This window comes from Enterococcus sp. SB12 (assembly GCF_030910025.2).
In the GTDB taxonomy this organism is placed as follows: Bacteria; Bacillota; Bacilli; order Lactobacillales; family Enterococcaceae; genus Enterococcus_B; species Enterococcus_B faecium.
This window is the reverse complement of record NZ_CP175675.1, coordinates 679242-706120: the sequence shown is the minus strand read 5'-3', so window position 1 is coordinate 706120 and position 26879 is coordinate 679242. Positions and strand designations below refer to the sequence as shown.

Annotated in this window: 21 protein-coding genes, 1 tRNA gene and 5 pseudogenes; 5 read left to right on the top strand and 22 right to left on the bottom strand. The window is 37.4% G+C overall.

All coding sequences use genetic code 11. The features are described from left to right. Positions 1-224: 224 nt before the first annotated feature. The 12 genes and pseudogenes from RBL01_RS03385 to RBL01_RS03330 form a co-directional block, all read right to left on the bottom strand. Complete coding sequence (locus tag RBL01_RS03385; RefSeq protein ID WP_002295084.1) at positions 225-1136, bottom strand: N-acetylmuramoyl-L-alanine amidase; 912 nt, start codon at positions 1134-1136, stop codon at positions 225-227. Between the two features lie 402 nt (positions 1137-1538). Beyond that, positions 1539-2117 carry a TetR/AcrR family transcriptional regulator gene (locus tag RBL01_RS03380; RefSeq protein WP_002306167.1) on the bottom strand — a complete coding sequence of 193 codons (579 nt, stop codon included), beginning with the start codon at positions 2115-2117 and terminating at the stop codon, positions 1539-1541. Between the two features lie 19 nt (positions 2118-2136). After that, positions 2137-2805 (bottom strand): ABC transporter ATP-binding protein, encoded by a 669-nt coding sequence (locus RBL01_RS03375; RefSeq protein WP_002295078.1) that lies wholly within the window; start codon positions 2803-2805, stop codon positions 2137-2139. A gap of 14 nt (positions 2806-2819) precedes the next feature. Then, positions 2820-3890: an ABC transporter permease gene (locus RBL01_RS03370; protein WP_002296464.1), complete on the bottom strand. Its 1071-nt coding sequence runs from the start codon at positions 3888-3890 to the stop codon at positions 2820-2822. 170 nt (positions 3891-4060) lie between these two features. Beyond that, positions 4061-5425, bottom strand: a pseudogene (locus RBL01_RS03365) (NAD(P)/FAD-dependent oxidoreductase). Further along, positions 5422-6981 (bottom strand): annotated as a pseudogene (locus tag RBL01_RS03360) (helix-turn-helix domain-containing protein). Before RBL01_RS03360 ends, RBL01_RS03365 begins: the two co-directional pseudogenes overlap by 4 nt. A gap of 55 nt (positions 6982-7036) precedes the next feature. Beyond that, on the bottom strand, positions 7037-9517 hold the full coding sequence (locus RBL01_RS03355; protein ID WP_307780843.1) for a hypothetical protein: 2481 nt from the start codon (positions 9515-9517) through the stop codon (positions 7037-7039). Beyond that, positions 9501-9836 carry a hypothetical protein gene (locus RBL01_RS03350; protein ID WP_038809390.1) on the bottom strand — a complete coding sequence of 112 codons (336 nt, stop codon included), beginning with the start codon at positions 9834-9836 and terminating at the stop codon, positions 9501-9503. Before RBL01_RS03350 ends, RBL01_RS03355 begins: the two co-directional genes overlap by 17 nt. 13 nt (positions 9837-9849) lie before the next feature. Beyond that, complete coding sequence (locus RBL01_RS03345) at positions 9850-10878, bottom strand: DUF916 and DUF3324 domain-containing protein (protein WP_038809388.1); 1029 nt, start codon at positions 10876-10878, stop codon at positions 9850-9852. A gap of 89 nt (positions 10879-10967) precedes the next feature. Further along, positions 10968-11648, bottom strand: a complete 681-nt coding sequence (locus tag RBL01_RS03340) for a WxL domain-containing protein (protein WP_002343180.1) — start codon at positions 11646-11648, stop codon at positions 10968-10970. 284 nt (positions 11649-11932) lie between these two features. Continuing rightward, positions 11933-13036: an alpha-hydroxy-acid oxidizing protein gene (locus tag RBL01_RS03335; protein WP_002306159.1), complete on the bottom strand. Its 1104-nt coding sequence runs from the start codon at positions 13034-13036 to the stop codon at positions 11933-11935. Between the two features lie 384 nt (positions 13037-13420). Next, a complete protein-coding gene (locus RBL01_RS03330) occupies positions 13421-13891 on the bottom strand; it encodes a DUF4809 family protein (protein WP_002301065.1) in 471 nt (156 codons plus the stop codon). 329 nt (positions 13892-14220) lie between these two features. On the opposite strand from RBL01_RS03330, the gene RBL01_RS03325 reads away from it, so the two are divergent. Both RBL01_RS03325 and RBL01_RS03320 read left to right on the top strand, forming a co-directional pair. After that, positions 14221-15861, top strand: coding sequence for a malolactic enzyme (locus tag RBL01_RS03325; RefSeq protein ID WP_002306156.1), 1641 nt, complete (start codon positions 14221-14223; stop codon positions 15859-15861). 153 nt (positions 15862-16014) lie between these two features. Beyond that, complete coding sequence (locus RBL01_RS03320; protein WP_002317912.1) at positions 16015-17337, top strand: 2-hydroxycarboxylate transporter family protein; 1323 nt, start codon at positions 16015-16017, stop codon at positions 17335-17337. A 67-nt stretch (positions 17338-17404) separates the two neighbouring features. On the opposite strand, the gene RBL01_RS03315 is transcribed toward RBL01_RS03320, so the two are convergent. The 7 genes from RBL01_RS03315 to RBL01_RS03285 form a co-directional block, all read right to left on the bottom strand. Then, positions 17405-17839 carry a GNAT family N-acetyltransferase gene (locus RBL01_RS03315; RefSeq protein WP_002306155.1) on the bottom strand — a complete coding sequence of 145 codons (435 nt, stop codon included), beginning with the start codon at positions 17837-17839 and terminating at the stop codon, positions 17405-17407. Positions 17840-17948: 109 nt separating this feature from the next. Continuing rightward, entirely contained in the window at positions 17949-18737 is a 789-nt protein-coding gene (locus tag RBL01_RS03310) for a sulfite exporter TauE/SafE family protein (protein ID WP_002338511.1), read from the bottom strand. Between the two features lie 193 nt (positions 18738-18930). After that, on the bottom strand, positions 18931-19236 hold the full coding sequence (locus tag RBL01_RS03305) for a DUF1292 domain-containing protein (protein WP_002290887.1): 306 nt from the start codon (positions 19234-19236) through the stop codon (positions 18931-18933). A 24-nt stretch (positions 19237-19260) separates the two neighbouring features. Continuing rightward, positions 19261-19692 carry a Holliday junction resolvase RuvX gene (gene ruvX / locus RBL01_RS03300; RefSeq protein WP_002296503.1) on the bottom strand — a complete coding sequence of 144 codons (432 nt, stop codon included), beginning with the start codon at positions 19690-19692 and terminating at the stop codon, positions 19261-19263. Beyond that, a complete protein-coding gene (locus RBL01_RS03295; protein ID WP_002290885.1) occupies positions 19689-19955 on the bottom strand; it encodes an IreB family regulatory phosphoprotein in 267 nt (88 codons plus the stop codon). Before RBL01_RS03295 ends, ruvX begins: the two co-directional genes overlap by 4 nt. 254 nt (positions 19956-20209) lie before the next feature. Beyond that, positions 20210-20935, bottom strand: a complete 726-nt coding sequence (locus RBL01_RS03290; RefSeq protein ID WP_002300763.1) for a DNA/RNA non-specific endonuclease — start codon at positions 20933-20935, stop codon at positions 20210-20212. 351 nt (positions 20936-21286) lie between these two features. Next, a tRNA-Gly gene (locus tag RBL01_RS03285) sits at positions 21287-21357 on the bottom strand. 116 nt (positions 21358-21473) lie between these two features. Here RBL01_RS03285 and RBL01_RS03280 point away from each other — a divergent pair. Both RBL01_RS03280 and RBL01_RS03275 read left to right on the top strand, forming a co-directional pair. Continuing rightward, on the top strand, positions 21474-22226 hold the full coding sequence (locus RBL01_RS03280; RefSeq protein WP_307780844.1) for a threonine/serine exporter family protein: 753 nt from the start codon (positions 21474-21476) through the stop codon (positions 22224-22226). Positions 22227-22241: 15 nt separating this feature from the next. Then, positions 22242-22721, top strand: a complete 480-nt coding sequence (locus RBL01_RS03275; protein WP_002317916.1) for a threonine/serine exporter family protein — start codon at positions 22242-22244, stop codon at positions 22719-22721. Between the two features lie 251 nt (positions 22722-22972). On the opposite strand, the pseudogene RBL01_RS03270 reads toward RBL01_RS03275, so the two are convergent. The 3 pseudogenes from RBL01_RS03270 to RBL01_RS03260 all read right to left on the bottom strand — a co-directional run. Beyond that, positions 22973-24552: pseudogene (locus RBL01_RS03270) on the bottom strand (ABC transporter). After that, a pseudogene (locus RBL01_RS03265) lies at positions 24545-25286 on the bottom strand (ABC transporter ATP-binding protein). The pseudogenes RBL01_RS03270 and RBL01_RS03265 overlap by 8 nt, the downstream one beginning before the upstream one ends. Positions 25287-25486: 200 nt before the next feature. Further along, positions 25487-25588: pseudogene (locus tag RBL01_RS03260) on the bottom strand (DNA-binding response regulator); the annotation flags it as partial. Positions 25589-25695: 107 nt separating this feature from the next. On the opposite strand from RBL01_RS03260, the gene RBL01_RS03255 reads away from it, so the two are divergent. Further along, positions 25696-26874, top strand: coding sequence for an IS256-like element ISEf1 family transposase (locus tag RBL01_RS03255; RefSeq protein WP_000997695.1), 1179 nt, complete (start codon positions 25696-25698; stop codon positions 26872-26874). The last annotated feature ends 5 nt before the right edge of the window (positions 26875-26879 follow it).

Below are 26879 nucleotides of genomic sequence, written 5' to 3'. Positions count from 1 at the left end.
AACCTTTTTCTTAAACGGTGTTCTCATGCCAACTCCTCGGTCACAAGTCACAATAGTCATCAAACATGAGAAGCTGTTTTTTGAAATTGCTCCTTGTGACGCGGAGTTAAACGGCAGGCTCACAACCTCTTCCTTAAACGGTGTTCAAAAGCTTGCATCTGCGATAATAAGCCCGGCCAAACGAAAAATATGAAGAGCTATTTTTGTTTGGCTGGGCTTATTTATTACTGAAAATAAGTGGTCAATGCTTGTGTCAAACTTGCAGCAATCTGCTGCTGATAACTGTCTGTTACTAATTCCTTTAAATCACTATCATTATTCATATAACCCATCTCGATTAAAATAGAAGGTTGAAGATTTTCTCGAAGAACTTGATAGTTCCCAGTGGAGATTCCTCTTGAATCCAGAGGCAGATCAGTGAAGGAGTCAGCAATTGTCTGTGCTAATGTTTCCTCTTGTCCATAGTAATAATATGTCGTGATTCCAGTTGCTTCATTCGCATATTCCGTAGAGTCTGCGTGTAAACTGATAAAGACATCTGCCTTTTTTTCTTCACTGTAGTCGCATATATCTCCAAGCTGTACTAATTCATCTGTAGTATGGGTCAAATAAACCGTTGCTCCAGCATCCTCTAGCGCCTTTTTTACTTTTATGGCTGTACTTAATGTTATATCTTTTTCTTCTGTTTGTTCATCATTGCTTAATGCCCCAGTATCATTTCCGCCATGCCCAGGATCTAATACAATCACTGCATCAGATAGCTCTTCCGGTTTTGTTTGTATATTCTTTGTGACTTTGGTTCCATCTTCGAGGGCTAAATATCCAGTATAGCCATCATTTGTCTTGATCTGATAAGCATTTTTTGTTTCAGAAAGAAACTCCGCCAGCTCTCCGCCGTTTATAGTTGCAAGTGGGGTAGTTAGCGAGTCATCTGTATATAGTGTACGGTCATTTTTTCCGATTTTGATTAATGTCTCTTGTTCTGTGTCATCAAATGATTCCTTTGTCTTTGTAACCGTACTGTTCGTACTGCTGACCGTTTGTCCAACTATCTTTTTTTGACCAAAAACATCTATTTGAAAACAGATAATAATGATAATGATTGCAAATACAAAAGCTCCAATTATTTTTTTCATTCTTGACTCTCACCTCGTAGATCCAGACTAAGGGTCAAAACTTAAAATCAGCTTAAGTACGCAAAAAAGGGGCTGTAAAAGATATAACCGTAGAAAATAATATTACTGCTAAAATGTTTTTTTTTCATTTTTGGCATATCCTGAAATCTCCTTTGACTATTCGTGGTGATTCATCTACCCAATAAATAGTTTCCTTCATTCTACAAACAATTAATTTCTTCGTTATTAAATTAAAACACTTCCTGGAACACCGACATAATAAATAAAAATATACCCTGATAATCATGAGAGAATAACAAATTTGTATTTATGAAAAACTACCTATGTAAAAAAAACAAGATATAACGATCTTCGTCATATCTTGCTTCTTCACCTAACTATTTTTCTCCCTATATAACAGCTTTACGCTTCTCCTAATACACCATTCAAATATAAATCGATCAATTGCGCCACATTTAGCGGTTCTTCCACAGGTCTTTTCGACCGAGTGATGTAAGGTGCTAACACTAAGAAAAAATGCCTTGCTGCGATTTCTTTTGAAATCCCATTTCTTAGCACAGATTGGTTTGCTGAAAAGATTTCTTCAAAAGGTTCACGATAATTTTTCTTCCATAGAAAGAAAAGATGATCTCTTGTTTCCTTTGAAAGATTGCTTTCAAGATCGTGAAGCATCAGAAACAAATCGACCAGATGTGTCTCAATCAAAAACTGCGCCATTTTTGTCAAGGTCACTTGAAATCCCGTTTCGCTTGTTTGAACGATTTCTCTCAAAGCTTTTCCAACATCTTTTAAGTGGTTTTCTAAAACTGCCGTATATAGTTTTTCTTTATCACCGAAATAATGATAGAGATTGGGCTGGGTGATCCCAACTTTTTGTGCGATCTCTCTTGTTGAAGTGCCGAGATATCCCTTGGACATAAACAAGTCAGTCGCTTCTTTCAAAATTTTTTGCTGTGTATCTTTGTTGTATCGATGGATCATTTTTCCACCTGCTTTTTGGTTATTCTTTTTCTTTCAATACACCATCTTCCATCATAAATATTCTATCGCATTTGTCAATCAGCCGTGTATCGTGAGTAACCATGATCGTTGCTTTATTTTTGTCTTTTGATTCTTTTGCCAAGATATCGACTACTTCTCGTGCCTTTTCTGAATCCAAACTAGCAGTTGGTTCATCTGCTAGAATAATGGACGGATCATTGTACAATGCACGAGCGATTGCGACCCTTTGCCGTTCTCCACCAGATAGTTCTTCTGGATACTTGTTGATCAACTTATCCACGCCAAGCTGCTCAAATAATTCGTTTGCTTCTTTTTGACGATGTTCATGTTTGATCTTATCTACTAATAATAACTGCTTTTTTACTGTCAGAAAAGGAACCAGATTGGAAGCTTGCAAAATAAAGCCAATTTCTTTAAAACGTAGTTTAACGCGTTCACTTTCTTTTTGATTACTGAATTCTTGATCATTGATAAATACAGAGCCACTGCTAGGCGTCTGCAATCCGCCTGCCAAAGTCAAAAAAGTACTTTTACCTGAACCAGAAGGACCGATGATTGCAACAAATTCCCCTTTATCGATACTCATGGTTGTTTCTTTCAATGCTTTAACTACTTGGTCGCCATCTTGGAAACTTTTTTCTACTTCTTTAAATTCTATTGCTTTCATGCTCTTCCTCCTTCTTATCCAATTGCCTTCAACGGATCGATTTTTACGATTGTCCGAACAGAAAATAGTGCGCCTAACACAGCTACTACTAACATCAACAAGCTAATGACGCCAAAAAACAGCCAATTGCTTTGGAATGGAACCGCATCAGGTAGAACAAGGGATGTTCCCACTGTTCCTAATAGACCAAGAAGAATACCAACAAATGATAAAATGAATGTTTGTGCCACTACAGAACGCGCAATAAATCCTCCTGTGATCCCTTGTGCTTTCATTACACCAAAGATATTAATCTTTTGCATCGTCAGTACATAAATGAAAATCCCGATCACAATAGCCGCAATAACGATCAAAAATCCGATCATAAATCCAAAAGTCAATACTTGCGCATTATATCCAGGTAATTCATTGATGAATTTAGAAATTTTGATCTGTTCTAAATCTTCAGGTAAATTACTGATTTTACCTCTGACAACTATTGCGTTAATCCGTGCATTTTCACTTGTATCTTCTTTTTCGAAGCGGATCTCTTGGTAAGCATTGATGGTTGTATAGAGAACTGGTGAGACATTGAATTTGGCATGATCCGTAAAGCCAGTTAGTTTAAACGTCTTGTCACTACCAGATAACTTAACTGTATCTCCTACGGCTAGACCATATTCTTCTTTCAAACTAATATCGCCTACTGCCTCATCATCGTTATCAAAAGCTTTTCCTTCAACAAGATTGGGCATGATGAATTGATTTTTATCGATACCGAAGAAGCTAACATTGATTTTTCCTTCTTCTGTACTGTCTTTACTAGTCACGACTCCAGGTGTCTGGGCAAGATACGCCACTTTCCCACCTTCGACTTCTTCTGCTATCTTCTTAGTAATCATGGACATCCCTAGATTTGAATTTGCATCTTTCGAAAGCACAATCGAATCTGCCTCCCACTTGTCGACTGCTGTTCGATTATCTTGAGCTAAGCCATAAGCTAACCCAGTCAAAAAAAATACCAGGTAGGCGATCAAAAACATCACCCCTGCAACTAACGCATAACGTAACTTTGAATGCATAATTTCATTTAATGCTAAAAACATTTAACTCCTCCTCCTGAAATAATCATTTTATACAACAATTTTATCACTTGATAAATTTTTGGCGAATATTATGCTCAAAAAATTCTTCCGCTATTTCATTATATGAATTTTTTATTCTCAATTGATTAATATTTATTATATCCCCACACAATAAAAGACCGTGATATTTCTCACAGTCTTTTATCTACTCTATTGCTATTTGCTCTCTTAGCTAGTACTTTAAAAGCTAACTCATTGAGGTAGTGAAAACGAGAGGTGTATTCAGACAGAAATCCAAAATCCTCAACTGCTAGCTGTGGAATCGTAGTTTTGTGTTTCACGATATCCGCAAGCAGGTTCAAATCTGATAATAAGAATTCTTGGCTTATCAGCTGTCCGCCAATTATTTCTAATGTATCCGGATGGTAGATCAGCTTTGCATTTACTGTTTTGTTTTCTTCATCGTATTATGGAAATAGATCAAATTCTCCTGAACACGAACCGGTATTTTGTTCCAAGAATGGCGCTTCATCTTCTGTCAGCCCTACAGTTCCTAAAAAGTAGTCTATAATGACTGCTGCTGTTATCTTTTGTCTGAGGTCGTAAGCGGTTGGCCGACCACTCAAAGTTAGCGCTACTGCTCTTGCCATATGTACAGCTCGAGTAACTAAAGGTAAAAAGAGATGCCGTTTATTTTTGTCAAAACTGACTGGGACGATATCTCCAATCGCATAGATGTCCGGATCACTTGTCTGCAGATATTCATTGACTATCACAGTCTCATCCTCATACAAAGCCACTTTTTCTTTTAACAATGTCGTATTAGGACGAGTTTGGGCAGAAAAAATGACCATATCTGCCTTTATTGCTTGAGATAGAAGTTGTACGGATACTACTTTCTCTTCTGATTTTTTCCAATCGATCAAGAATTCATTTGGATAAAAATTGATTTGCTTAGTTTGCAGCTGATTTTGAAAACTGTTGATCATATCCTTATCGAAATATCTTGATAAAACATTCGGCATATAATCAACTAGATGAATAATGTATCCTTTATTTCTCAAAGCATCTGCTAATTCCAATCCAATATAACCAGCACCGAAGATCACTACTTCTTTTGCTTCTTTTAAAGCGGCAAGTACTTGCTTAGATTGCACTAGATTTTTATAGGTGTAGACATTTTCAGCTTCAATTTGTTTATACAAGGTGACAGGAGAGGAACCTGTTGCTACGATTAATTTATCATAGGTTATGGTCTCGTTTTTTCCTTCTTTGGATGCGAGGATGAGCTGATGTTTGTCTGGATCAAGTTCAGTTACTCTCCATTTGGTGATCAGTTTTGCCCCACTTTCTTGAAGAGTCCGCATGTTATGGGCAACTTCAGCTAAACTACGTATCTTTCCTTTTAAATAAAGGTTGATTCCATTTGAAACATAGCCTAGTCCATCTTTATGATCTTCATCGATCAGTAAAACTTCTGCTTTCGGTTGAAGTTTTCTTAGATTTAGGGCAGCTGTGATGCCTGCATGGGAAGCACCAATGATCACGATTTTCATGTTTTATTCATCCTTAAATTCAATTTTTCTAAATAACATTCTTTTAAAAATTGGTTCAAATAGGGGAAATCATAATTATATTCGTTGCTAGTGAATACAAAAACTTTAGCGGACTTCTGTGACGGGTACTCTTTCAATTGGCTAGTCAAAATGATATCATACTGCTTTTCTTTCTCGTATTCGACTAAATCATACTTGATCGTATTCAGCAATTATTCCTGGATGATTTCTTTCACGATATCCGCCATTAGCCTTTCATAAGGAAGATCATAAGCAATTTGCAGACGTAATTCTAACTGCTTGATCAGCGTCCGCAAAATAGATGCATAGCGAGCAAATAATTCAAAGCGGGCATTTTCCTCGTCTACTTCAGTAAAATCAACAATAGCAAATGTTTGTCTGACCAATCTTTCACATAAAACCAGGAATTGTTTATCTTCTACTTCAGTTAACCGCTGTTTTAATCCTTCTTGGCCAAAAATATTCATCCATCCTCTAAAATAGGCAAAATGAGCGTGATTTTGCATCACTGTCAACGCAATCTTTTGCGAAATCTCTTCTGGAAAAACATAAAAAGAGAAATATTCTTCTATCGATTGTTTAAACGTTCGATTCAATTGAGCTACTACGTCGTCTTTGTATTTTTCGCTTATCAAAAACTCCTGGACATGCGAGTTATGTGTATCTAATGTAAAGTTACTGATCATGAAAAGATAAAAAACCAACGTTTCATTTTGATTCCAAGGAAAGGCATATTGAAAGAAGTAACGGGTCAAAAATGTATGGAGGTCCAATAAAAATTGTGTCGTTTGAAACAATCCAACAGGAAGATTGCTATAATCTGGTTTGGATTTTTTCGTACAGCGCATTCGCTTCTTCATAATGGAAAGCCATATTTAAAATTTCAATCGTCCTTCTTCTGTAATAGCAAAACTAAACTCTTTTTGCAGCAGATCTAAAAAAGTGTTTCCTGATAAATCACTGTATTCTTTTTTGTTTTCAAGATAAGGACGTCCAAACCAAAATAATTGGAAATAAAAATAACGAATTTGACTTTCTGGACCGGTCAGCCGCCCGCTTTTTATTTTCAGATGAAACTCATTTAAAGAATCATTTAATTCCTTCACTCTGCGAGACAAAGTAGCCGAACTGATATTAAGTTCCATGACAAGTTTCTGCCGATCAAATGAGCCATTTTCCAACAGATAAAGAAGTATCTGATATTTTGTAGAATAGCGCAAGTAGCAATGATAACAAACATCGACTGCTGCTATATTTCCATGTCTGATTAATAAAATATTCCCTTCTTGGATAACAATTTCCAATTGTTTGATATTTTCCAAGTTAGCTTGTAAATAAAACAGATCTTCTTTCAAGGTAGCCCGATCAACTGATAAGCGGGTAAGTACGTTATTAACGGAAATCTCTCCTTTTTCCTCTAATAAAAGTTGGAAAAGTTTGATTTGCCGTTGTTCATTTTTTTCAAGCAAACTGAAAAGTTCCAAGTCCACTCCTCCAAGCATTTCTGATTTTAACAGCAGAAGTTTCCTTCTCATCCTTGAAAAAGAGGATCTGTGACAGTTATCACAGATCCATACAAATTCTAATCACTTAGCTGGTTGGCCCAGCTGTCAGTTCCCATGTGACCATGCCTTGATACGTTGCGCCAGGTTGAGCATTCGTACTGCTATTTACCTCTAAGAGTAAACCATCGGTATCGGGAAAGTCAACGAGAACCTCTCCTTTAGCTGTTCCATCACTCTCATAAATCAACGTGTTTTGACCTTGCTGAATCAATTGCTTTGATCCAGAATGATTGAAGTATAATTTTGTTCCGCTTAATTCTTGACCTTGATTATTCTTAAATAAAGAAGTCAATGTCCCTGTCAGTTGCCAAGGAGACGTGCTTGGAAGCCGAGTATCCCGCACATCAAAAGAAAAATCGCCTTTTGCTTCATAATAACTTGTCTTCAACGGTTTGGGGAGATCGTTACCAAATGTAAAATCATCTGGTACATTAACTAATGTTAATTCTTGTTTGGGGACAAGAATTGTTTTAGCAGATGTTTGGACAACTGGGTTAGGAAGCTTAGCACCATCTGCTAATGTAATATTGCTGGAAAGTACAGCTGCCTTTGTCAGTATGCTGACGGATTGTACAGAAGTATCTACAGTATTTAATTGATAGTTGTAAGTAAGATGAATGGTATCTCCTATTTTGCTCAATAGATCTGCTGGGACAGAAACTCCTTGTTGAATGCCGGTATCTGCGATAGTTGTACCATTTAATTTTAAGGAACCATTGATATAAGTAGTATTTTCAGGAAGTGAGATCGTGATTTTTTTGTCGGTTATCGCATCCCCAGATTTTGTTAACGTGAATGTCACATTTTCTTGAATCGTATCTCCTGATAGAGCAGACAGGGGATCTCCTGTCTCAGGTTGTCTACTAAGGTTTTTTAGCTGACTATCTGCACTCACAGATGGAAAATTAGCCACTGTTATTTGAGGAAGAGTGGTGATTCCAGCTTGTTCAGACTGCCATTTGTACGCAAAAGACGGATACATGTTAGTAAGTACATCGTCCACCAAGCGATAATCAAAATAATATTGCCCTGAAGCCAATGCAGTTAGTGTAGAAGTAGCTGTATTTACACCCCCGTTATTTGATTGGATCGTTTGGAAAAGTTGATCTGTCCATCCTGTCGCTAATTTTTGGGTTCCTTTCGAATAAAGCCTGGAATGGATCGAACCCTTTTTTAGTTCAGTTGCTGACCAATTGGCCGTGACTTGGTACGATGCAGAAGAAAGGAGCTTTCCCCACTGACTATCGGCTGTTAAGTTTGTTGGTAAAACCGTTCCGTCTAGCTTGTACTGCTCCAATACCTTTAAAGCAACAGGAGAAAGCAATCCGCCTTGCGCATCTTTCCCACTGTACACGATATTGGCTGTCTGGTTCAATCCACTTGTGCTTGCTGGAGTATGAGTCAGTGTTGCTCCTTGTGTAACGTTTTTTCCTGTAAAATAGTTGACTACGCGATCAAAGCGACTAAATGGCAACTGATCAAAACGTCCTTCAGACAGCCCCATCGTCAATGTCCGACTATTGGTAGAGCCTGGAAGGTTCTGGTTATTTCCATCCACGTATTCTGTGGTATCAGCAAATGTATTATATTTTCCTGTTGAATCACTTGGTGAGATGTAACTATTCCACGTATTTATCTCTGCACTTGTAGAAAATGCATATACTCCTGGATTCAAGTTTCCGCCAGTTAATTTAGGATAAAATCTACCTGCAGCTGGAGCTAAAATCGAATTGAACATACGATCTTGGATAATATTATTCGAATCATAAAAATCAACAGAAAAAACGGCCTTTTTCGAAACAGAAGGCTGTAATCTGCCTTTTGTCAAAATTTTGTTTGGGCTCGTATCATATTTATCTCCGTTTTCTGTCATCTTCGCTACATTAGCTGTAATATCAAATTGAAGCGGGATATCGTCCACGTTGAATTCGCCTCGCGTAATAATAGCAATAATATCTGCTAATAGAGTATTAGTATCCCACGACCCCATCCCAAAACGCAAGGTATGGCTTCCTGCTGATAATAAACTTCCGCTAGTAACCTTGATGGGGGCACCGGCAATATACAAGTAGGCGTTGTTCCAGTCAATTGCTTTTAATACATCACTGCTTGATACATGTTCCAGCAAATTGATGATCGCCACAAACGCAAATCCTTGTGCAGTAATATTCACCAAATCAAGTACATTTGTTAGCTTCACATGGCTTTCCCAATGAAAACGGACCGTGCCACCTTTCCAAGGATCATTTGAACCATCGTTCAAATAAGTAGCAGTCAATTTAGGCAATTGGTTAGCCCCAGTTAGTTGGACAAGCTTCCCGCCATTGACTGCACTACGTCCACCATTTGGAGGTACGATATTTTCATACGTGTATGGATCATAAGAAATGGTAGGAGGCGTTGCTCCAACAGCTTCTGTCGAAGGTGAAAAGGTAAATATACTTAAAACAAAAAACGAAGTAAAAAAGAAGGAGCAAAAAAATGAAAATTTATTTTGTAGCAACATGTTCATCCTCCTTTTCCTTTCTTCTCCATAACAACAACCACGCAAGAAGCCATAATTCTATACCAATGATCAAATAAAGAAAACGGATCTTTTGTTCATTCGTCTCCGGGAATACGCCATGTTGATTAGATTCTTTATAAATCGGTGAATGTGTCTGCTGTTTTGATGCGCCATTGACTGAACCACTTGGATGCGGAACTGGACTTAGATCATAAAATGTAATCGTACCTGAACTTTTGGTATCTGCTTGGACTGGCTCTTGCCAGCTGAAGAACAGCAAACTTGCAATAATCCCTCCCAATAAGATCGATGTTTTCAGCGAAATCACCTCATCATGTTGTTTCTCCTTTTTTCTTGTGGACCCACAAAAACAGCAAAATTAACAATAACACTAGAACTGCAGCAACCAATCCTGCATAAAGCCATGGGAAAGATTGTTCTTGTACTGCAAAAACGGAATTTTTATTTACTTTTTGTGCTTTTTCTTTTTCGATCGTAAAGTTTTGTGTAAATCGCCATTCATTACTGTCGCCTGATTTTGCTATGATTTCTGCGCGGTAATCGCCGGCTTTTGCTTTATCACCAGCTAAATCAAGATTCAAGTGAAAATTCGAATTTGGTGCAACTAAAAATGCATTAGACGTATTTTCAATATAAAGCTGATTTTCATAAAAGATCTTGCTCGTAAATATCAAATTGCTGATAATCCTAGGCTGAGGATTTTGGAAACGAAGCTGAACAGTTGGCTTTGCGTTGACCTCGTCCAAATCTCCTGATAAAAGTTTCAGATCCGGTTCTATCGTCTCTTGACTTTCTTGTAAAACGACTGCGAGATTATAAGCAATACGATTTTTGATTTGTGCTCCTTCTGTAGCATTTTCTGTTTCAGCTTCTTCTTTAGGTGAAACATGAATACCCGCTAATACACGTCCCTTAAAGCTTTTTGCTGGTATTTTCACTTCTATAGGTACAGTTGTTTCTGCATGTGCTGATACATTGATTTCCTTTTTCGCAATGAGCAAAACGTCACGGACATCAAACGGCAATGTCTCATCTAACGTTGGTTTTTTTTGACTATAATCGATCGTTCCACCATCACTCGTTACCGCCGGATTGACAGAGACCTCAAATGTTCGTTCTTCATCTGAAGAATTGCTGATAATTACTTCTAGTATCTGATTTTGTTCCGGTGCCACTAATAAATCAAAATAACCGATTGCTTTATCTATTTGATTCTCTGGAAATACCGGTTTGATCCCAAAGTCTCCTGCTGAATCTTCTGCTTTACTGATTGACGGAAAAATGAAAAATAGACTTAAAATAGAAAAAAACGAAACAAACAGTCGTTTACTTTGATTCATTGTCCACCACATCCTTTCAACAACAACTGCGGTAAAAGATCCTTCACCTATAGTATTTTCACCGCAGTTTGTTGAATTTATTTCATACTCTATGCTACTGGGCCAGCCACGAGGTTCCAAGTCAAATCAGCCGTGAATGTTCCAGCTGCTGCTTTCGGCACTTTCAGTGTGATATTTGCTGGATCATAAACAGAAAGCCATGTTCCCAGACCTTGATCTTTTGCTGCTGTAAATATTGGTGTCGCTGCACTTGCTTTACTCAACCCAGTTACAGTTTGACTAGTTGGTCCAGTGGATTCGTTATCTGACGTACTTTTAACAGTGGATGTTCCAAAATCTAATTCAGCGCCTTGCAAAACTTGTGAACCGTTTACAAAATCTGAAACCGAAACTGTCACGTTCCACCCTTGTGCTTGGCCATCTGCACCTACACCACGACGATCTGATACTTGAAGATAAGGTGTATCGTTTTTTGAAGCGTCTACTTGATACGTTTTTGTTCCGCTTTCAATCTCGTGTGTACCAAATGGCAATTCGGGAACTACATCCAGTGTTAAAGGACCTGTCTGGCCAGTTGCTGGATTTTCCGGATCTGCTGGCTCTACTGGTTTTGAAGGATCAGTAGGGTTAAGAGGCTCCACGGTATTTGTTGGTTCAGTAAAGGTAATATCTCCTTTTGAAGTCGCTTGACCCTCAGCAAAAGCTGGTGTTGCCAAGCCGCCTAGAAGAAGTATTGAAAGTAATAATATCCCAATCATGTTCTTTTTCATAATAAATCACTCCTTTTTCTTAGTGACCTAAGTATAGTAGAGACAGTATGCAAAAAATCCTCATGAATTCATCCGTTTACTTGAAATTATGACCCTTTTTGTATAAAAAAGAAAAAAACAATAAAATCGTTTACATGAATATTCTTCCTTTTTTATTAAGTATGAAAAAATATTTCAATTTTATTTTTTCGTTTCAAATTATTCTATTAGTGACATCCTTGAACTATAAAAATAGGAGTACGGCATCATCTGCCGCACTCCTATTTGTTTTCGTCATTTGTTTCTTAAATAAAACGATTCTCACGCAATTTTATTTTTTTGATATCTTCTACTGTTTGTGTTCCAGCTAATTGCATGACCATTTCCAATTCTGTTTTAAAGAAATCAAACACTTGATGGACTCCTGTACTTCCTCCTAAAGACAATCCATAAATAACGGGTCTGCCAATAGCAACAAGATCGGCACCTGATGCGATTGCTTTGAAAACATGTTGTCCACGTCGTACACCGCTGTCAAACACGATTGGTACACGTTTATCTACTGCTTCTGCCACATATTGCAACGAATCAAACGCAGCAGGCCCACCATCTAATTGACGGCCACCATGATTAGATACCCAAATTCCACCAGCACCAGATTCTAATGATCGATAGACATCTTCTTCTGATTGAACACCTTTCACGTAGACTGGCAAATCAGAATGAGCAGCGATAAATTCTACATCTTTTGGACTAAGTTTTTGTTTGGAAGATTTATATACAGCATCCATCGTTTGGCCTACTCCTGATTGATAAGCCTGAACGATCGGCATTGGCAGCGGGAAGGTAAACCCATTTCTGCGGTCTGTTTCACGGTTTCCGCCAACTGTTGCATCCGCTGTCAATACGATTGCTTTTGCTCCATTACGCTTGGCCACTTCAAGAATATCCAAATTGATTCCATTATCTTTGCTCATATAAAATTGAAACCATTGCGGTGCTTTCTCCCCGCCTGCTTCTCTTATCTCTTCTAAAGTACAAGAAGCGTAAGAACTTGCTGTATAGATCGTCCCAAAATCTGCTACACCTTTTGCAGAAGCTTTCTCCGCCTTCACATGAGCTAATCCATGAGCAGCAACTGGTGCCATGATGATTGGTGCAGTCAGCGTTTCTTCATCAAAATGTGTAGTTGTATCGGGTAATTCTACATCTCTTAATACATGAGGAATAATCAAACGATGATTGAATGCCCGTTCATTTTCTTGATAAGTAAATAAGTCGCCAGCACCACTGCTGATGTAACCATAACCACCAGCTGGGATTACTTGTGAAGCCGCGATTTCTAAATCTTCCATATTGATAAAATCTACTATTCCTTCATTTGTACCTGCTTGATATGTTTTTTCCATCTCAATGCCTTCTCTCTATAAAAATTGAATGACAAACAACATGATAGCGTTTACACTTTTTATATTACTCTTCGACATTGATACAGGCAAATAATCTGTTTACATTTCAGCCATTCCAGATGTCACTACTATGGAAGAAATGATTATAATAAAAATAGATAAAAAGCCGATGGGACTTTGACAAAAGTCGTGTCAAAGTCCCTTTTTTTGAATAAACAGTGTTCAAAAGCCAGTTTCTCGGTATTAAGTCAAATTTATGCAAAAATGTGGAAAGCCATTTTCACAAAATTTTTCTTACTACTCGAAACTAAGCGACTTTTTCACAACCTCTCGATAAAACGGTGTTCCTTTTTCATCAACATTTTTACGAAATACTGTGGAAGACTATTGAAATAAGTGTGGATTGTTTCTTTGTGTTTCAATCGTTTCTTGCCATTCTTCATTTAATTTTGGATTACCGTTTTCTTCCTTGAACTCATAAGGTCCTAATTCAAAAAGCCCAGTCAGTATTTGATTCACGATTTCATATAGTTCAGTGTGATCAGACACATGATTCTTGAAGATCATCTCATTATCACCACGTTTGAACCTCACATTCGGGCTCTCATGATGAACCTCTATGCATTTTTCTCCTTTTTTTAACTGACGGACTTCTGAAAACATCTCATAAATATCTTCTCCAGTAAAACCTTCAGCAAGCGCCAGACTGTCCACAAGACCGCCTACTGTCAGTTCAGAGATTATTGCTTGATTGGAATCTAATTTTAATGTATAGCTTGTCGCTTCTACTACGCCACATGCATTGCAACCGCCTTCTGATAGTTCGCTTTTTCTGATCAATTGAACTTCTTGCATTTTCTGTTCCTCCTCTTAATTTTCTACTTATGTATTTTTATCACCTGACATAGGTGACTCCTATCAACGCTATCATGTGCTTTTTTCCTCAGAAATCCTATTTATCCATTCCATCTATCCCTTATTCTTCTACTTTTCTTTCTCTAGCATATAAGAGATACGCATAGTATTCAAGCAAGGATTGTCGATATAAAAAGAACAAATACTGCTATTTTGATTTCTTTTGGCTATATTACATATAAATAAAATTTATCATACCTGCTCTTTTTGACTATATCATCATCTAACTTCTATACTTCGTTTGTATTAAAACTTAGGAGGAATCATTCATGCTTACAGGGTTAAACTTATTAAATAATCCTTTTCTAAATAAAGGAACAGCTTTTACAAAAGAAGAACGGGCAAAATATGGAATCACTGGTATGCTTCCAAGTACTGTCCAAACACTGGAACAACAATCTGTTCAAGCTTATGGTCAATACTTAAGCAAACAAACAGATTTGGAAAAACGTATCTTCTTAATGAATCTATTCAATACGAATCGGACATTGTTTTATAAATTGATGGGCGAACATTTAGTTGAATTCATGCCTGTCGTTTATGATCCTGTCGTTGCGGATTCAATCGAACAATACAACGAAATTTTCTTGAAACCGCAAGATGCTGCATTTCTTTCAATCGACGAACCAGAAAACATCAAAGCAAGTTTGAAGAACGCGGCAGATGGACGAGACATTCGTTTGATTGTTGTGACTGATGCAGAAGGAATCTTAGGTATGGGCGACTGGGGTGTGAACGGTGTTGACATCGCTATCGGCAAATTGATGGTCTATACTGCTGCTGCTGGTATTAATCCAGCACAAGTTTTGCCTGTATCGATCGACGCTGGTACTAATAATGAAGAATTATTGAATAATCCCTTATACTTAGGCAATCGTCATGCTCGTGTAGAAGGCGAAACTTACTATGAATTCATCGATCAATTCGTTCAATCAGCTACCGAATTATTCCCAGAATTGTTATTGCATTGGGAAGATTTTGGACGAGGAAATGCTGCAGCGATCTTAGAAAAATACGAAGATCAAATCACTACTTTCAACGACGATATCCAAGGTACAGGAATTGTTGTCCTAGCAGGTGTATTAGGCGGATTGAATATATCCGGTGAACAATTGAAAGATCAAATAATTTTGACATTTGGTGCTGGTACTGCTGGTGTGGGTATCGCAAACATCCTTTTAGATGAGATGATCCGTCAAGGTGTACCTGAAGAAGAAGCACGCCAACATTTCTATCAAGTAGATAAACAAGGTTTATTGTTTGAAGATACAGAAGGATTGACTCCTGGTCAAATCCCATTCGCTCGCAAACGCTCAGAATTCACTAATGCTGATGAATTGACAAACTTAGAAGCAGTTGTAAAAGCGATCCATCCGACAATCATGATTGGTACTTCTACCCAACCTGGAGCATTCACTGAAGAAATCGTGAAAGAAATGGCTGCTCATACACCACGTCCGATCATCATGCCTTTGTCTAATCCAACAAAATTGGCAGAAGCAAAAGCAAAAGATTTAATAGAATGGACGGACGGAAAAGCATTAGTTGGAACAGGTATCCCTGCTGCTGATGTTGAATATAATGGTGTAACTTACCAAATCGGTCAAGCAAATAATGCTTTGATGTACCCAGGTTTAGGACTTGGTTTGATTGCTTCAACAGCTACACGAGTAAATGCTGAAATCATTTCTCAAGCTAGTCGAGCATTAGGCGGAATCGTTGATGTAACAAAACCAGGAGCAGCTATCTTGCCTCCAGTAGCAAAAATCACTGAATTTTCTCAAACGATTGCTGAAACTGTCGCAAAATCAGTTGTCGCACAAAACTTGAATCGTGAAGAAATCACGGATATCAAAGAAGCAGTTGAATCTGCTAAATGGGTTCCTGAATATAAATCTTTAGAAGATTAAGATCGTTATAGTAAAAGAACATACAGAAACTTTGTATGACGTCTAAAAAGAAAAAAGCGACTGCGGCAAAACAGCGGCCAGCCAACTCCTGCTCTTTTGCCGCTTTTCTTTGGCTTTTTTCATACGATACAGAATAAGAAAGGATCTGTAAAAATGGCACAAAAAAAAACAACTGCAACTGCAGTTGAGGAAAAGAAAAAAGAAGGTTTTTGGTCCACAAAAATCACCGGCGTAAGTTTGCCACTTTATTTGATCATGGTCCTTGTCCTGATCATTGCAATGGCTTTAGGGAAATTACCGACGAATATGATTGGACCAATCGCAGTTTTGGTTATTTTCGGTAATTTATTTCATTTTATCGGGACAAAAATCCCTATCGTCAAAAGTTATTTGGGTGGTGGTTCCGTTTTTGCGATCTTCGCTTCTGCTGCGATTGCTACATTTGGGATCTTACCTGAATATGTAGTGAAATCCACAGAAAACTTTGTCAGCAATATGGGCTTTTTGGACTTTTATATTGCTGCCTTGATTACTGGTAGCATCCTTGGTATGAACCGTAATCTATTGATGAAAGCTTCTGTTCGTTTTATTCCCGTTGCACTTATTTCAATGGTCGTCTCCTTTTTTGCCGTAGGACTCGTGGGCATGCTTATCGGAAATGGTTTTGCAAATTCCGTTTTATACATCTCATTACCTGCGATGGCTGGTGGTGTTGGAGCCGGAGCCGTTCCTTTATCAACGATTTATGCAAATGTTTTAGGTACGGATGCTTCTTCTATCATTTCCCGCCTGATTCCTGCTACAGCAATGACAAATGTCTTAGCTATCATCGGTGCAGCATTAGTTGCTCGTGCTGGACAATCAATGCCAAAATTCAACGGCAATGGTAAATTAATGGAAAAAGGCGATCTTGGCGATGGAAAACCTCGAACTGTGAAACCTTCCATTCCACAGTTAGGTGTTGGTTTGATGGTATCATTGACTTTCTTCATCTTAGGACAAATTGGTAACTATTTTGTTCCTAAAGTCCATGCATACGCATTTATGATTATTATCGTTGTCATCTGTAAAATCGCCAACCTATTACCAGAATATTATGAAGATGCAGCTATCATGTTCAATAACTTGATTGTCAAAAACTTGACAGCAGCTGTTCTTGCCGGTATCGGTATTGCGTTGTTGAATCTGAATGTATTAGCTTCTGCTTTGACATGGCAATTTGTTGTCTTATGTCTGACAAGTGTTATCGCGATTTCAGTTGTTTCAGGATTTGTCGGTCGTTTGTTTGGTTTATATCCAATCGAATCAACTATTACTGCTGGCTTATGCAACAACTCGATGGGCGGAACAGGAAATGTAGCTGTCTTATCTGCAGCTAATCGGATGGAACTTATTGCTTTTGCTCAAATGGGCAATCGGCTTGGTGGTGCCATCGTTTTGATCATCTCTGGTTTCTTGATGCAATTACTTTCTTAGTCAAAAAAACAAAAATACCTGATCATCAAGTATCGGCTTGATGATCGGGTATTTTTGTGATAAAGATTTACAGGATTTTCAAAAATCTTTTTTGCATTTTATCGGAATGATAACCGATGTGTTCATAAAATTGGTGTGCTTCTACTCTGTATTCTGCAGAATTAAGCCTTATTGCCGTTATTCCTCGTTTTTTCGCTTCTTCTTCTACGCCAGTCATCAAAGCCTTTCCGATTCCTCTTTTTTCAGCATATTTAGACACAGCAAGTGCCATAATATTGAACATTGGATCGCTAAAAATCGATTCATAGGACTCCGCTTGTACATAGCCAGCTGCTTTTTTAGAAGTAGGATCTTCATAAACCAAGAAAAAATTTTTCTCTGGCTCCTTCAGCAGTTTCTTCATTTGTCTCACCGTAACGGTTAATGGTATATCATACCCTAATTGATCCGCATTGATTTCACGTAGTGCTTCTGCATCTTCTAAACGCATTTCCCGTAACATCCAAATCACCAGCCAATGTCTGATTTTTTAAAATGAATTTTTTTATCATAGTATACTTTTTCCATTTAAAACAATATGTTTCAGTGATTTTGACTTGCGTTAGTCTAGATTATTTTAATGTTTGCAAGATGACAAAGGCATTGTAACAATTGATCAAAAGAACCATGATGACAATCGCTTGAAAAATAAAGGTCACTTTTTTTGGAGACAAAATCCTGCTAAATTTTGCTCCCCACAAACCTCCAATAACAGCAGCGGGGATAATATAAAACAACATAGATAAATCAAAGCGCATAAAGCCACTTGTTAAAGCAATCGTTACCAATTTAGCCAGTTGAGAAAAGAAAATCGTAGATAGAGAATACAGCGTTGCTTCTTTTATTGGCAAGGCAAACATCAGCATCAGCAATGAAACATTGATGGGTCCACCACCGATACCTAAAAAGCTAGCTAAAAAGCCCAAGATCACCCCACATATAAGATACCAAATCCATGACGTTAGATGAAATTTTGGCTGATGATGCTTGGTGTAGAAGAACGCAAAAACCAAGGTCAATACCGTCAAGAAAATTTGGATCAGCTGCACATGCTTTTCATTTTCAAACAACTGTAAAAAAACTTCGAATACAATGTTACCGGCTATTCCTCCAACTACAGCTCCACCAGATACCCAACCGACAATCTGCCAATTCAGCGATTTCCCACTTGATACTTGTCGCACTGTCGAAACAATAGACATCGTGAATACCGCAACCGTTGAGTAAAAAGAAATACCTGCAATAGAATGGGCACCGATAAGATCAAGAATCGGTTTGATCAACACGCCTCCGCCCATGCCGGAAATAGCGCCAACTGTATTTGCCAGAACGATCACCACAAAATAAATCAGACCAATCATATCATCTTGTATATCCTTTCTCTTATTTATATCTTTTAGCGATTTTTACTCTTTGCTTATATTATACAGTAAAAGAAACGAACGAGGCTTCGAAAGCTTTTCTACTTTTTAAGGAAATGTAGTGCTAAACAAAAAAACCGGGCTCTCCTTTTCAGAGAGTCCAGCTTTCTTGCACCATATCAATTCTTTTGTTCTATTCTTCTTCTTCCGCCATGAATGTATTGAATACTTCTTCGATCATATCCCATTCTGCGTCTGTTTCGATTTGTTCTAACTCGCCTTCTGTTCCATCTTCGTTTTCGATGTATGCATAAGCTTGTAATTCTACATCTTCATCTTCTGAAACACCAGCAGGATATAAAAGAACATAGTTACGTCCAAATTCTTCTTGTCCGTCAACTGTTAGTAGGATTTCATATAATGTTTCATTTCCTTGGTCATCCACCAATGTGATGTGTTCGTGTCCTTCATGGTCGTGGGAATGGTTATGTTCTGTCATAAGATTACCTCTTTTCTTTTATTATTAAAATAATTGCTTACCTGAGCCGTCTAAATAATTTTGTAAGATCATCACAGCTGCTAATTTATCGATGACTTTTTTTCGTTTGGCTCTTGAAGTATTTGCCTGCTCTACTAGCATACGTTCTGCCTGAACAGTGGTTAATCGTTCATCTTGATAATCAACTGGCAAGGAGAATAGTTCTTTGATCTTTTCTCCGTATGACATGGAAGCTTCTGCCCTTGGTCCGATGGAATTGTTCATATTTTTAGGTAATCCAACTACAAACCGGTCTACTTCATATTGTGCTACTAATTCCTTCAACCGATCAAAGCCAAACTCTTCTTCTGCTTCATTGATCCGAATGATCTCTACTCCTTGAGCTGTCCAGCCAAAGGGGTCACTGATAGCAACACCTACTGTCTTAGAACCGACATCCAAGCCCATTACTCTCATAAATTCACTCCATGATTTGAGAGGTAGTCCTTGACAATTACTTCCATAATTTCATCGCGTTCGTGACGGCGAATCAAATTTCGAGCATCACGATAACGAGGAATGTAGGCCGGGTCTCCAGAAAGCAAGTAGCCGACAATCTGATTGATTGGATTGTAGCCTTTTTCTTCCAAAGCCCGATAAACAATCGCTAATGTTTCGCTCACTTCTTTTTTGCGACTATCGTCAAAACCAAAACGTACGGTTTCATCTGTAAAACCCATGATTCTACACCTCTTTCCCGCAAGGTAATTCCAGCTTACCTTCTACAACCTTATTTTACTCGAAGAAAGGGAAAACTACAAACAAATATTCCAAACTTCCGAATAAATTAAGAAACACTATTTGTATGTTTTTTTCCTTTTTTCTGTAGCTTTATCAAAAGTACTCTTTTCATAAAGTATACGCTATATTTCTTTGAATGTATGTTTTTACACAATTTTTTCATAATATTCATAAAAAATTCGAATAGCTGCTACTAATTTTTTGTTTTTGTTGCTTGTCCTGTCTCATAATTGATCGTGTAGCCATCTTGAACATTGTAGATAAAGACATTAAATTCAATTTTTTTGTCTTCAATGCTTTCTGCTTCCAATTGCACTCCCCTGGCTACCAGTTCATCCCCCTCAAAATGAGGAGTGACACGGTAGCGTACATGATGATTTGTTTCTTTGATATATGCCGCAATATCATTTTCGTGAGCAAGCATGTATGGAGCATTCAACGAACGTGTCCCTGTCATCAAGTTTTTAATGTTGTTATTTTGACCAGTCAGCTGGAAGCCAATTAAATGGCTGCGATTATATAACCATTGCCCGTCACTTAATTTCTTTTGTTTCCAACCTGTCGGGTCAATATACAAAGGCTCTCTCTTTTCAGTAGGGAACAAATCTTTTCCAAGCATAGCATTGGCTTGTCCTACTCTGTTCAATTTATCAATATTTGAATAGCTTTCCCATGTTCCTTTGGAAAGGCTAAGATCCTCTTTTGTAAATTCCGGCTGATTCCCATTGATTTCTATTTCTTGATGTTTTCCATCATATTCTGGCACATCCGCTACTTGAGAAGCTTGTGGTGTGGAATCAAAAATAGTTGTAATCTGCTGAAAAATATCTGAATCTTTTTGTGTGGTGGAAACACCGAATGCCCCTGCAATCACAGCAGCGACGATCCCCACGATCGCCTTGGTTGTTTTTTTGCTCATTTCTTTACTCCTTTACTAACAGCTCCCTAAATCTTAACATATGTTCCCCTATAAATAAATACTGGAAAGAAATAGAAACAGCAAAAAAATAAAACCAATTTTAAGATGGTTTAAAAATACAAAAAAGAGACGGATTCCTCGTCTCTAATCAGTCACAACTCTATCTGTAAGGTATTTATTATTATTCAAAAATTTTCTTCATACTCAAGACAATACACTGATTTCAAAACCGCTTGGTAAACGGTGCGCAAAAGCTTGCATCTGCGGTAATAAGTCCATCCAAGTAAAAATTGTTTTTGCTTGGCTGTTCTTATTACTTGTTGCAGAGCAGCTTTTTCACAACCTATTTTAAGCGGGTGACGGGAATCGAACCCGCGACATCAGCTTGGGAAGCTGGGATTTTACCACTAAACTACACCCGCAATACAAAAACAGTATACGCCTCTTTTATTCCTTCCTCAAGTTTTTTTATTCTTTACGCTTCTGGTATGTTTTGTAGTAAAATAAAACTAATCAATCAATTATTGGAGAAGATGCTATGACGGGAAAAAAATTAGATCTGTTGCTGGACACTTGTTTACTCGCTGGGAAAATCATGATGGAAAGCAATGCGGAGATGTATCGGGTAGAAGATACGATGAGTCGAATTGCTTTAGCTTCTGGAAATTTCCGTTTGGTCAGCTATGTCACTCAAACCGGTCTCTTTATTGGTCTTGATCGTATCTCGACTATCCGAATGGAACAAATTACCAACCGTTCGATTAATTTAGAAAAAGTAGTAAAAGTAAATGATCTTTCACGTAAATATGTTGCTTCAGAGCTAACATTAGAAGAACTTTACTGCGAACTGCAAGCAATCGACCGAGACCGTTCTTTCTTTCCTGTCTGGTTGCAAATCGTTAGCGCGGCAGTGATCAGTGGAACGATTATGGTGTTATTTGGCGGAAAGATGACCGATTTACCTGTGACTTTAGTCATTGGAGGATTGGGATACGCAGCTTATCTATATAGTTTGAAATTTTTTAGAATCAAATTTTTATCGGAATTTTTATCTTCTTTATTGATTGGCATAGCCGCTATCTACAGCGTACGTTTTGGCTTAGGAATCAATCAGGATCTAATCATTATCGGATGTGTGATGCCTTTAGTTCCTGGGGTTCAAATTACGAACGCTATCCGTGATTTGCTAGCTGGCCATTATGTCTCAGGAGTTTCTCGCGGAACAGAAGCGATGATGACTGCTACGATGATCGGTTTTGCGATTGCTTTTATTTTCCAGCTTTTTTATTAGGAAAGGAATACAAGTATGGGGACGATATTTATTCAGTTTTCTTTTAGTTTTTTAGCGACTGCGGCATTTGCCGTTATTACAAATGTACCTAGGCGTTCATTGATTTGTTGTGGTCTTTCTGGTGCTTTTGGCTGGATGATCTACTGGATCTGTGTTCAAATAGGCGGATCCGCTGCTTTTGGTTCATTGCTTGGTTCTTTAGGAGTAGCATTCATCAGCGATCTTTTCTCTAAACGTTTGAAAATGCCCGTAACGATTTTCAATATTCCCGGGATGGTTCCTCTAGTCCCTGGTGGTTTAGCTTATCAAGCGGTTCGAAATCTCGTTACTGAATCCTATCGAGAAGCGGCTCATTATGCGGTCCAAGCAATTATGATTGCTGGAGCAATCGCTTTAGGTCTTGTATTATCAGAAGTCTTTAACCATAACATCCGTAATTTCAAAGTAAAGCGTGATGCCATCATGTTGAAACGAAAAAAACGGCTTTTTAAATAAACGAAGTGTAACAAAGAAAAAGTTGTGAAAGAGACGTTCAGCCTTGAGCGATGACAAAATCTCTCACAAACATTGCAACAAGTAACCGCAGGAGCAATAAGAAGTAATTTTGAGTATTAAAAAAAGTTTTGTAAAAATAGCTTCTCACACTTTTACATAAAATTGACTTAATACTGAGAAACTGACTTTTGAACACCCTCTATCTGTAAAAAAGGGGCTGCGACATTGATTTTTGTCACGGCCCCTCTTCTTTATTCAAATTTTTTCCAAAACGTTCGTTGATAATAAACGATCCATAGAGCGGAAAGTATTAGAACTAAACCGATCACAAGAATATTCACTAACCAAAATGGATAAAACAAAGCCAACATTCCGTATAAGACGATAAGAATAATACTGATGATCAATGAACCCATCATAGTTGCGACTAAACCCAAACTTCCTGAACCTCTGTTAAATAATTGGTTAATATTGGTCCAGTTCAGTAGCAGCAACCGATAATCTCTAGCGAAATAACGTAGTGACAATAAGTAGCAGCCGAATAAAGAACCAAATAGCAAGCTAGGGATAAAAAACAAAGGCAGCCGAAAAGACAGTCCGCTTAATAATGCGATCCCACCAGTTAAAAAACTCTGCAATATCCATCCGAATCTGAACTTTTCTTTTAAATATTGGTTCATAGAGATTGGCAAAGAACGGATAAACAGAAAATTTTCTTGATCCAAAGAAATAAGATTACTGATAAAAGAAGTCTGATTAACTGTTAAGAAAGCCAATGCGATCCCTACTAGGAAAACAACACCGACTAACTTATTATCTAAATCAGTTAATTTTATTTCGCCTCCTAGGGCAAAAGCAAGAATAAAAATGATTGGAGTTAACAAGGAAGAAGAAAGAACTTGCATAATCAAATTAGGTTCTTTTACTAATTGAGCATTGTAACTAAATAAAAGCTGATGCACATTTTGGTTCTTTTTATGGGTTCTTTTTATTTTGAACTCACTGTTTGAATCAGTCAGTTGCTCTGTAAGCTTTGGTACTATCAGCTGTTTTACAGCAAGGAAAAATCCCAGAGCCATGATAGCTAGTATTCCCCAACCCAATAAACCTTGTTGAGAAAGTGGCTGACTGGCAGCATAATAGAATGGCAATAATATCGAAATCGGATGCCGATCTGTTAACTCATTTTCAATAGTCCCCGTTTGATGATTCATCCACATGATTCCAGCAAATGCGATCAGCATCGAGCTGCCAAGCAAGATACTAGAAACTGTTTTTCTATGTTTTTTAAACACTGCTGTTCGAGCCAAACCAAAAACAATCAAACTAGCCAGACAAAAAAGAATAATCAAAAATAGAGAAAACAAAAGGATCGAGATAATGATAGTAAGCAAAATCCCTAGATCAGCTCGCCATCCGGTTAAAATAAACATGACTAGAAGCGGAAAAACAAAAGGAATGATGGTCAAAGCAACTGCCAAAATCTTTGCTGAAAAAACCTGTCCTTGTCCAAAAGGCAGAGGCAAAAATACTTGCAGGTCATTTCCTTCAAAAAAGATATTATAAATGACTGATATACTTTGAGTTAAACCTAACATACCAAAAAGTGCCACGTAATAAGTAAAGAAACCTGGCAATTTAACAAAGTTCATAGCAAACATAGCAAATCCGTAAATCAGTAAAAAATCAGCCCTGAAAGAAGGTTTTGAGACAAAAGATAGATAGTTAATCGCTTTCCCTTTTTTCCTTTCTCTCTTGCTTTATTCGTGAGCTGTGGATTAACATATAAAAGATTAACTCGAATTAATTCTAATAATTGTCGCTTATACATACGGCCCATCTCCTGTCGCTTGCCTTCCAGCCATTTTCAAATAAATCTTTTCTAGCGTTTCATCAGGTAAGCCATTCAATAATTCACTAACTGCCCCCTGATAAATCAATTCACCTTTCTTCAAAATAGCCAGTTTATCGCATAACTGTTGTGCGGTATCCAATACATGTGTAGAAAAAATGACCGTTTTTCCTTTTGCGGCATGAGCCTTCATCATTTCTTTCAAATCAAATGCTGCTTGAGGATCAAGTCCTTGCAAAGGTTCATCCAATACCCAAATATCTGGATCCGGCAGCAACGTGCCGATCAAAATCGTTTTTTGACGCATTCCATGTAAAAAACTTGCGATTGTTTCATTTTGATGACTATACATATCAAAAAGCGCTGTCAATTCTGCTAAACGCTTTTCTTTTTTTGTGTGTCTAATTCATAGGCAGCTGAAATCAAGTCCCAATATTCTCCAGCCGTCAATTGTAAAAAATATCTGGTGAATCAGGCACATAACCGATTTTTTGTTTGATACTCAAGCGATTTTCCGTCAATTTCATTCCATCTACTAAAATCGTTCCCGATGATGGTTCAATAATACTAACTAAACTTTTAATCGTAGTTGATTTTCCGGCACCATTATGTCCTAAAAATCCAAAAATTTCCCCTTGTCTTATCGAGAGAGACAAGTCTTTTAATGCTTGTTTTTTCCCGTAACTTTTACTTACATAGATGAATTCAATCATTTCTGTACTCCTTTTGTTTGTTATTACTTTTTATTGTACCCTTCGTTATTGGTGGAGTAAATGTCAAAAAGAGTGCATAACAAAAAAGGATAGAAACGACAGGCTGCTACTTGGGTTGTCTCTTCTACAGGAAAACACTCTTCTAACAGGTAAGATATGAGTCTTTGTTTTCTTTAAAATGATTCATTTTCTATCTTTTCTTACATAAAATTCTTTAGTTTATCAATACTTCTCTTTCCCATCTCTAGTTGTTCTCTATTTGCAAATGTTACTATTTCGTTTACTCTGCTAATAGATGTGATGAGAGTATAAAATATTTTGTGTAAATGAAAAAATCCATACAAAAAAGGAAGTCCCTTCTGTAGAATAAAGTTAACGACAACCAATTCACAGAAAAGAGGACTTCCCTATGAATGATTTTACTACAGAAATTGTGCAAACTCTAGTCACTAAAGGCGATTTAAATGAATTATTCCGTTCGCACTTAGAAAAAGCGATAAACACACTCCTACGGACTGAATTAACGGCTTTTTTAGATTACGAAAAATATGATCGCACTGGTTTTAATTCAGGTAATTCGAGAAACGGTTCTTACTTTCGATCAATCAAAACCGAATATGGTGAATTAACATTGGAAATACCTAGAGATCGTAATGGTGAGTTTAAACAACAAACTTTACCAGCCTACAAAAGAACAAACGATACATTGGAAACCACTATTATCCATTTATTCGAAAAAGGTGTTACGATGTCTGAAATTGCTGATTTGATCGAAAAAATGTACGGTCATCACTATACTCCACAAACCATGTCCAACATGACTAAAGTTCTGACTGAAGAAGTAAATGCCTTTAAATCCAGAGCCTTAAATGATAAGTATGTCGCTATTTTTATGGACGCTACTTACATTCCACTAAAACGTCAAACTGTATCCAAAGAAGCGATTTATATTGCCATTGGTATACGAGAAGACGGCACTAAAGAAGTACTGAGTTATGCGATTGCTCCAACTGAATCAACATACGTTTGGAATGAGCTGCTACAGGATATTAACTCCAGAGGAGTTCAAGAAGTCTTGCTTTTTATTACGGACGGCTTAAAAGGCATGAAAGATACTATCCATCAAATTTATCCTAAAGCAAAATATCAGCATTGTTGTATCCATGTATCTCGTAATATCGCTCATAAAGTACGTGTCAAAGACCGAAAAGAAATCTGTGATGACTTTAAGGCTGTTTATCAAGCTAACTCAAAAGAAGAAGCGAATACCTTCTTATCCGGCATGATTGAGAAATGGAAGAAAAACTATCCTAAAGTGACGCAGTCACTCATAGAAAACCAAGACTTATTAACTTTTTATGATTTTCCACCTAGCATTCGTAGAACCATTTACTCAACCAATCTAATCGAGTCTTTCAATAAGCAAATTAAAAGATACAGCCGTAGAAAAGAGCAGTTTCAAAATGAAGAATCACTAGAACGCTTTCTAGTCAGCATTTTTGATACATACAATCAAAAATTTCTAAACAGAAGCCATAAAGGTTTTCAACAGGTAACCGATACATTAGTTTCAATGTTTACTGAGTAACTAAT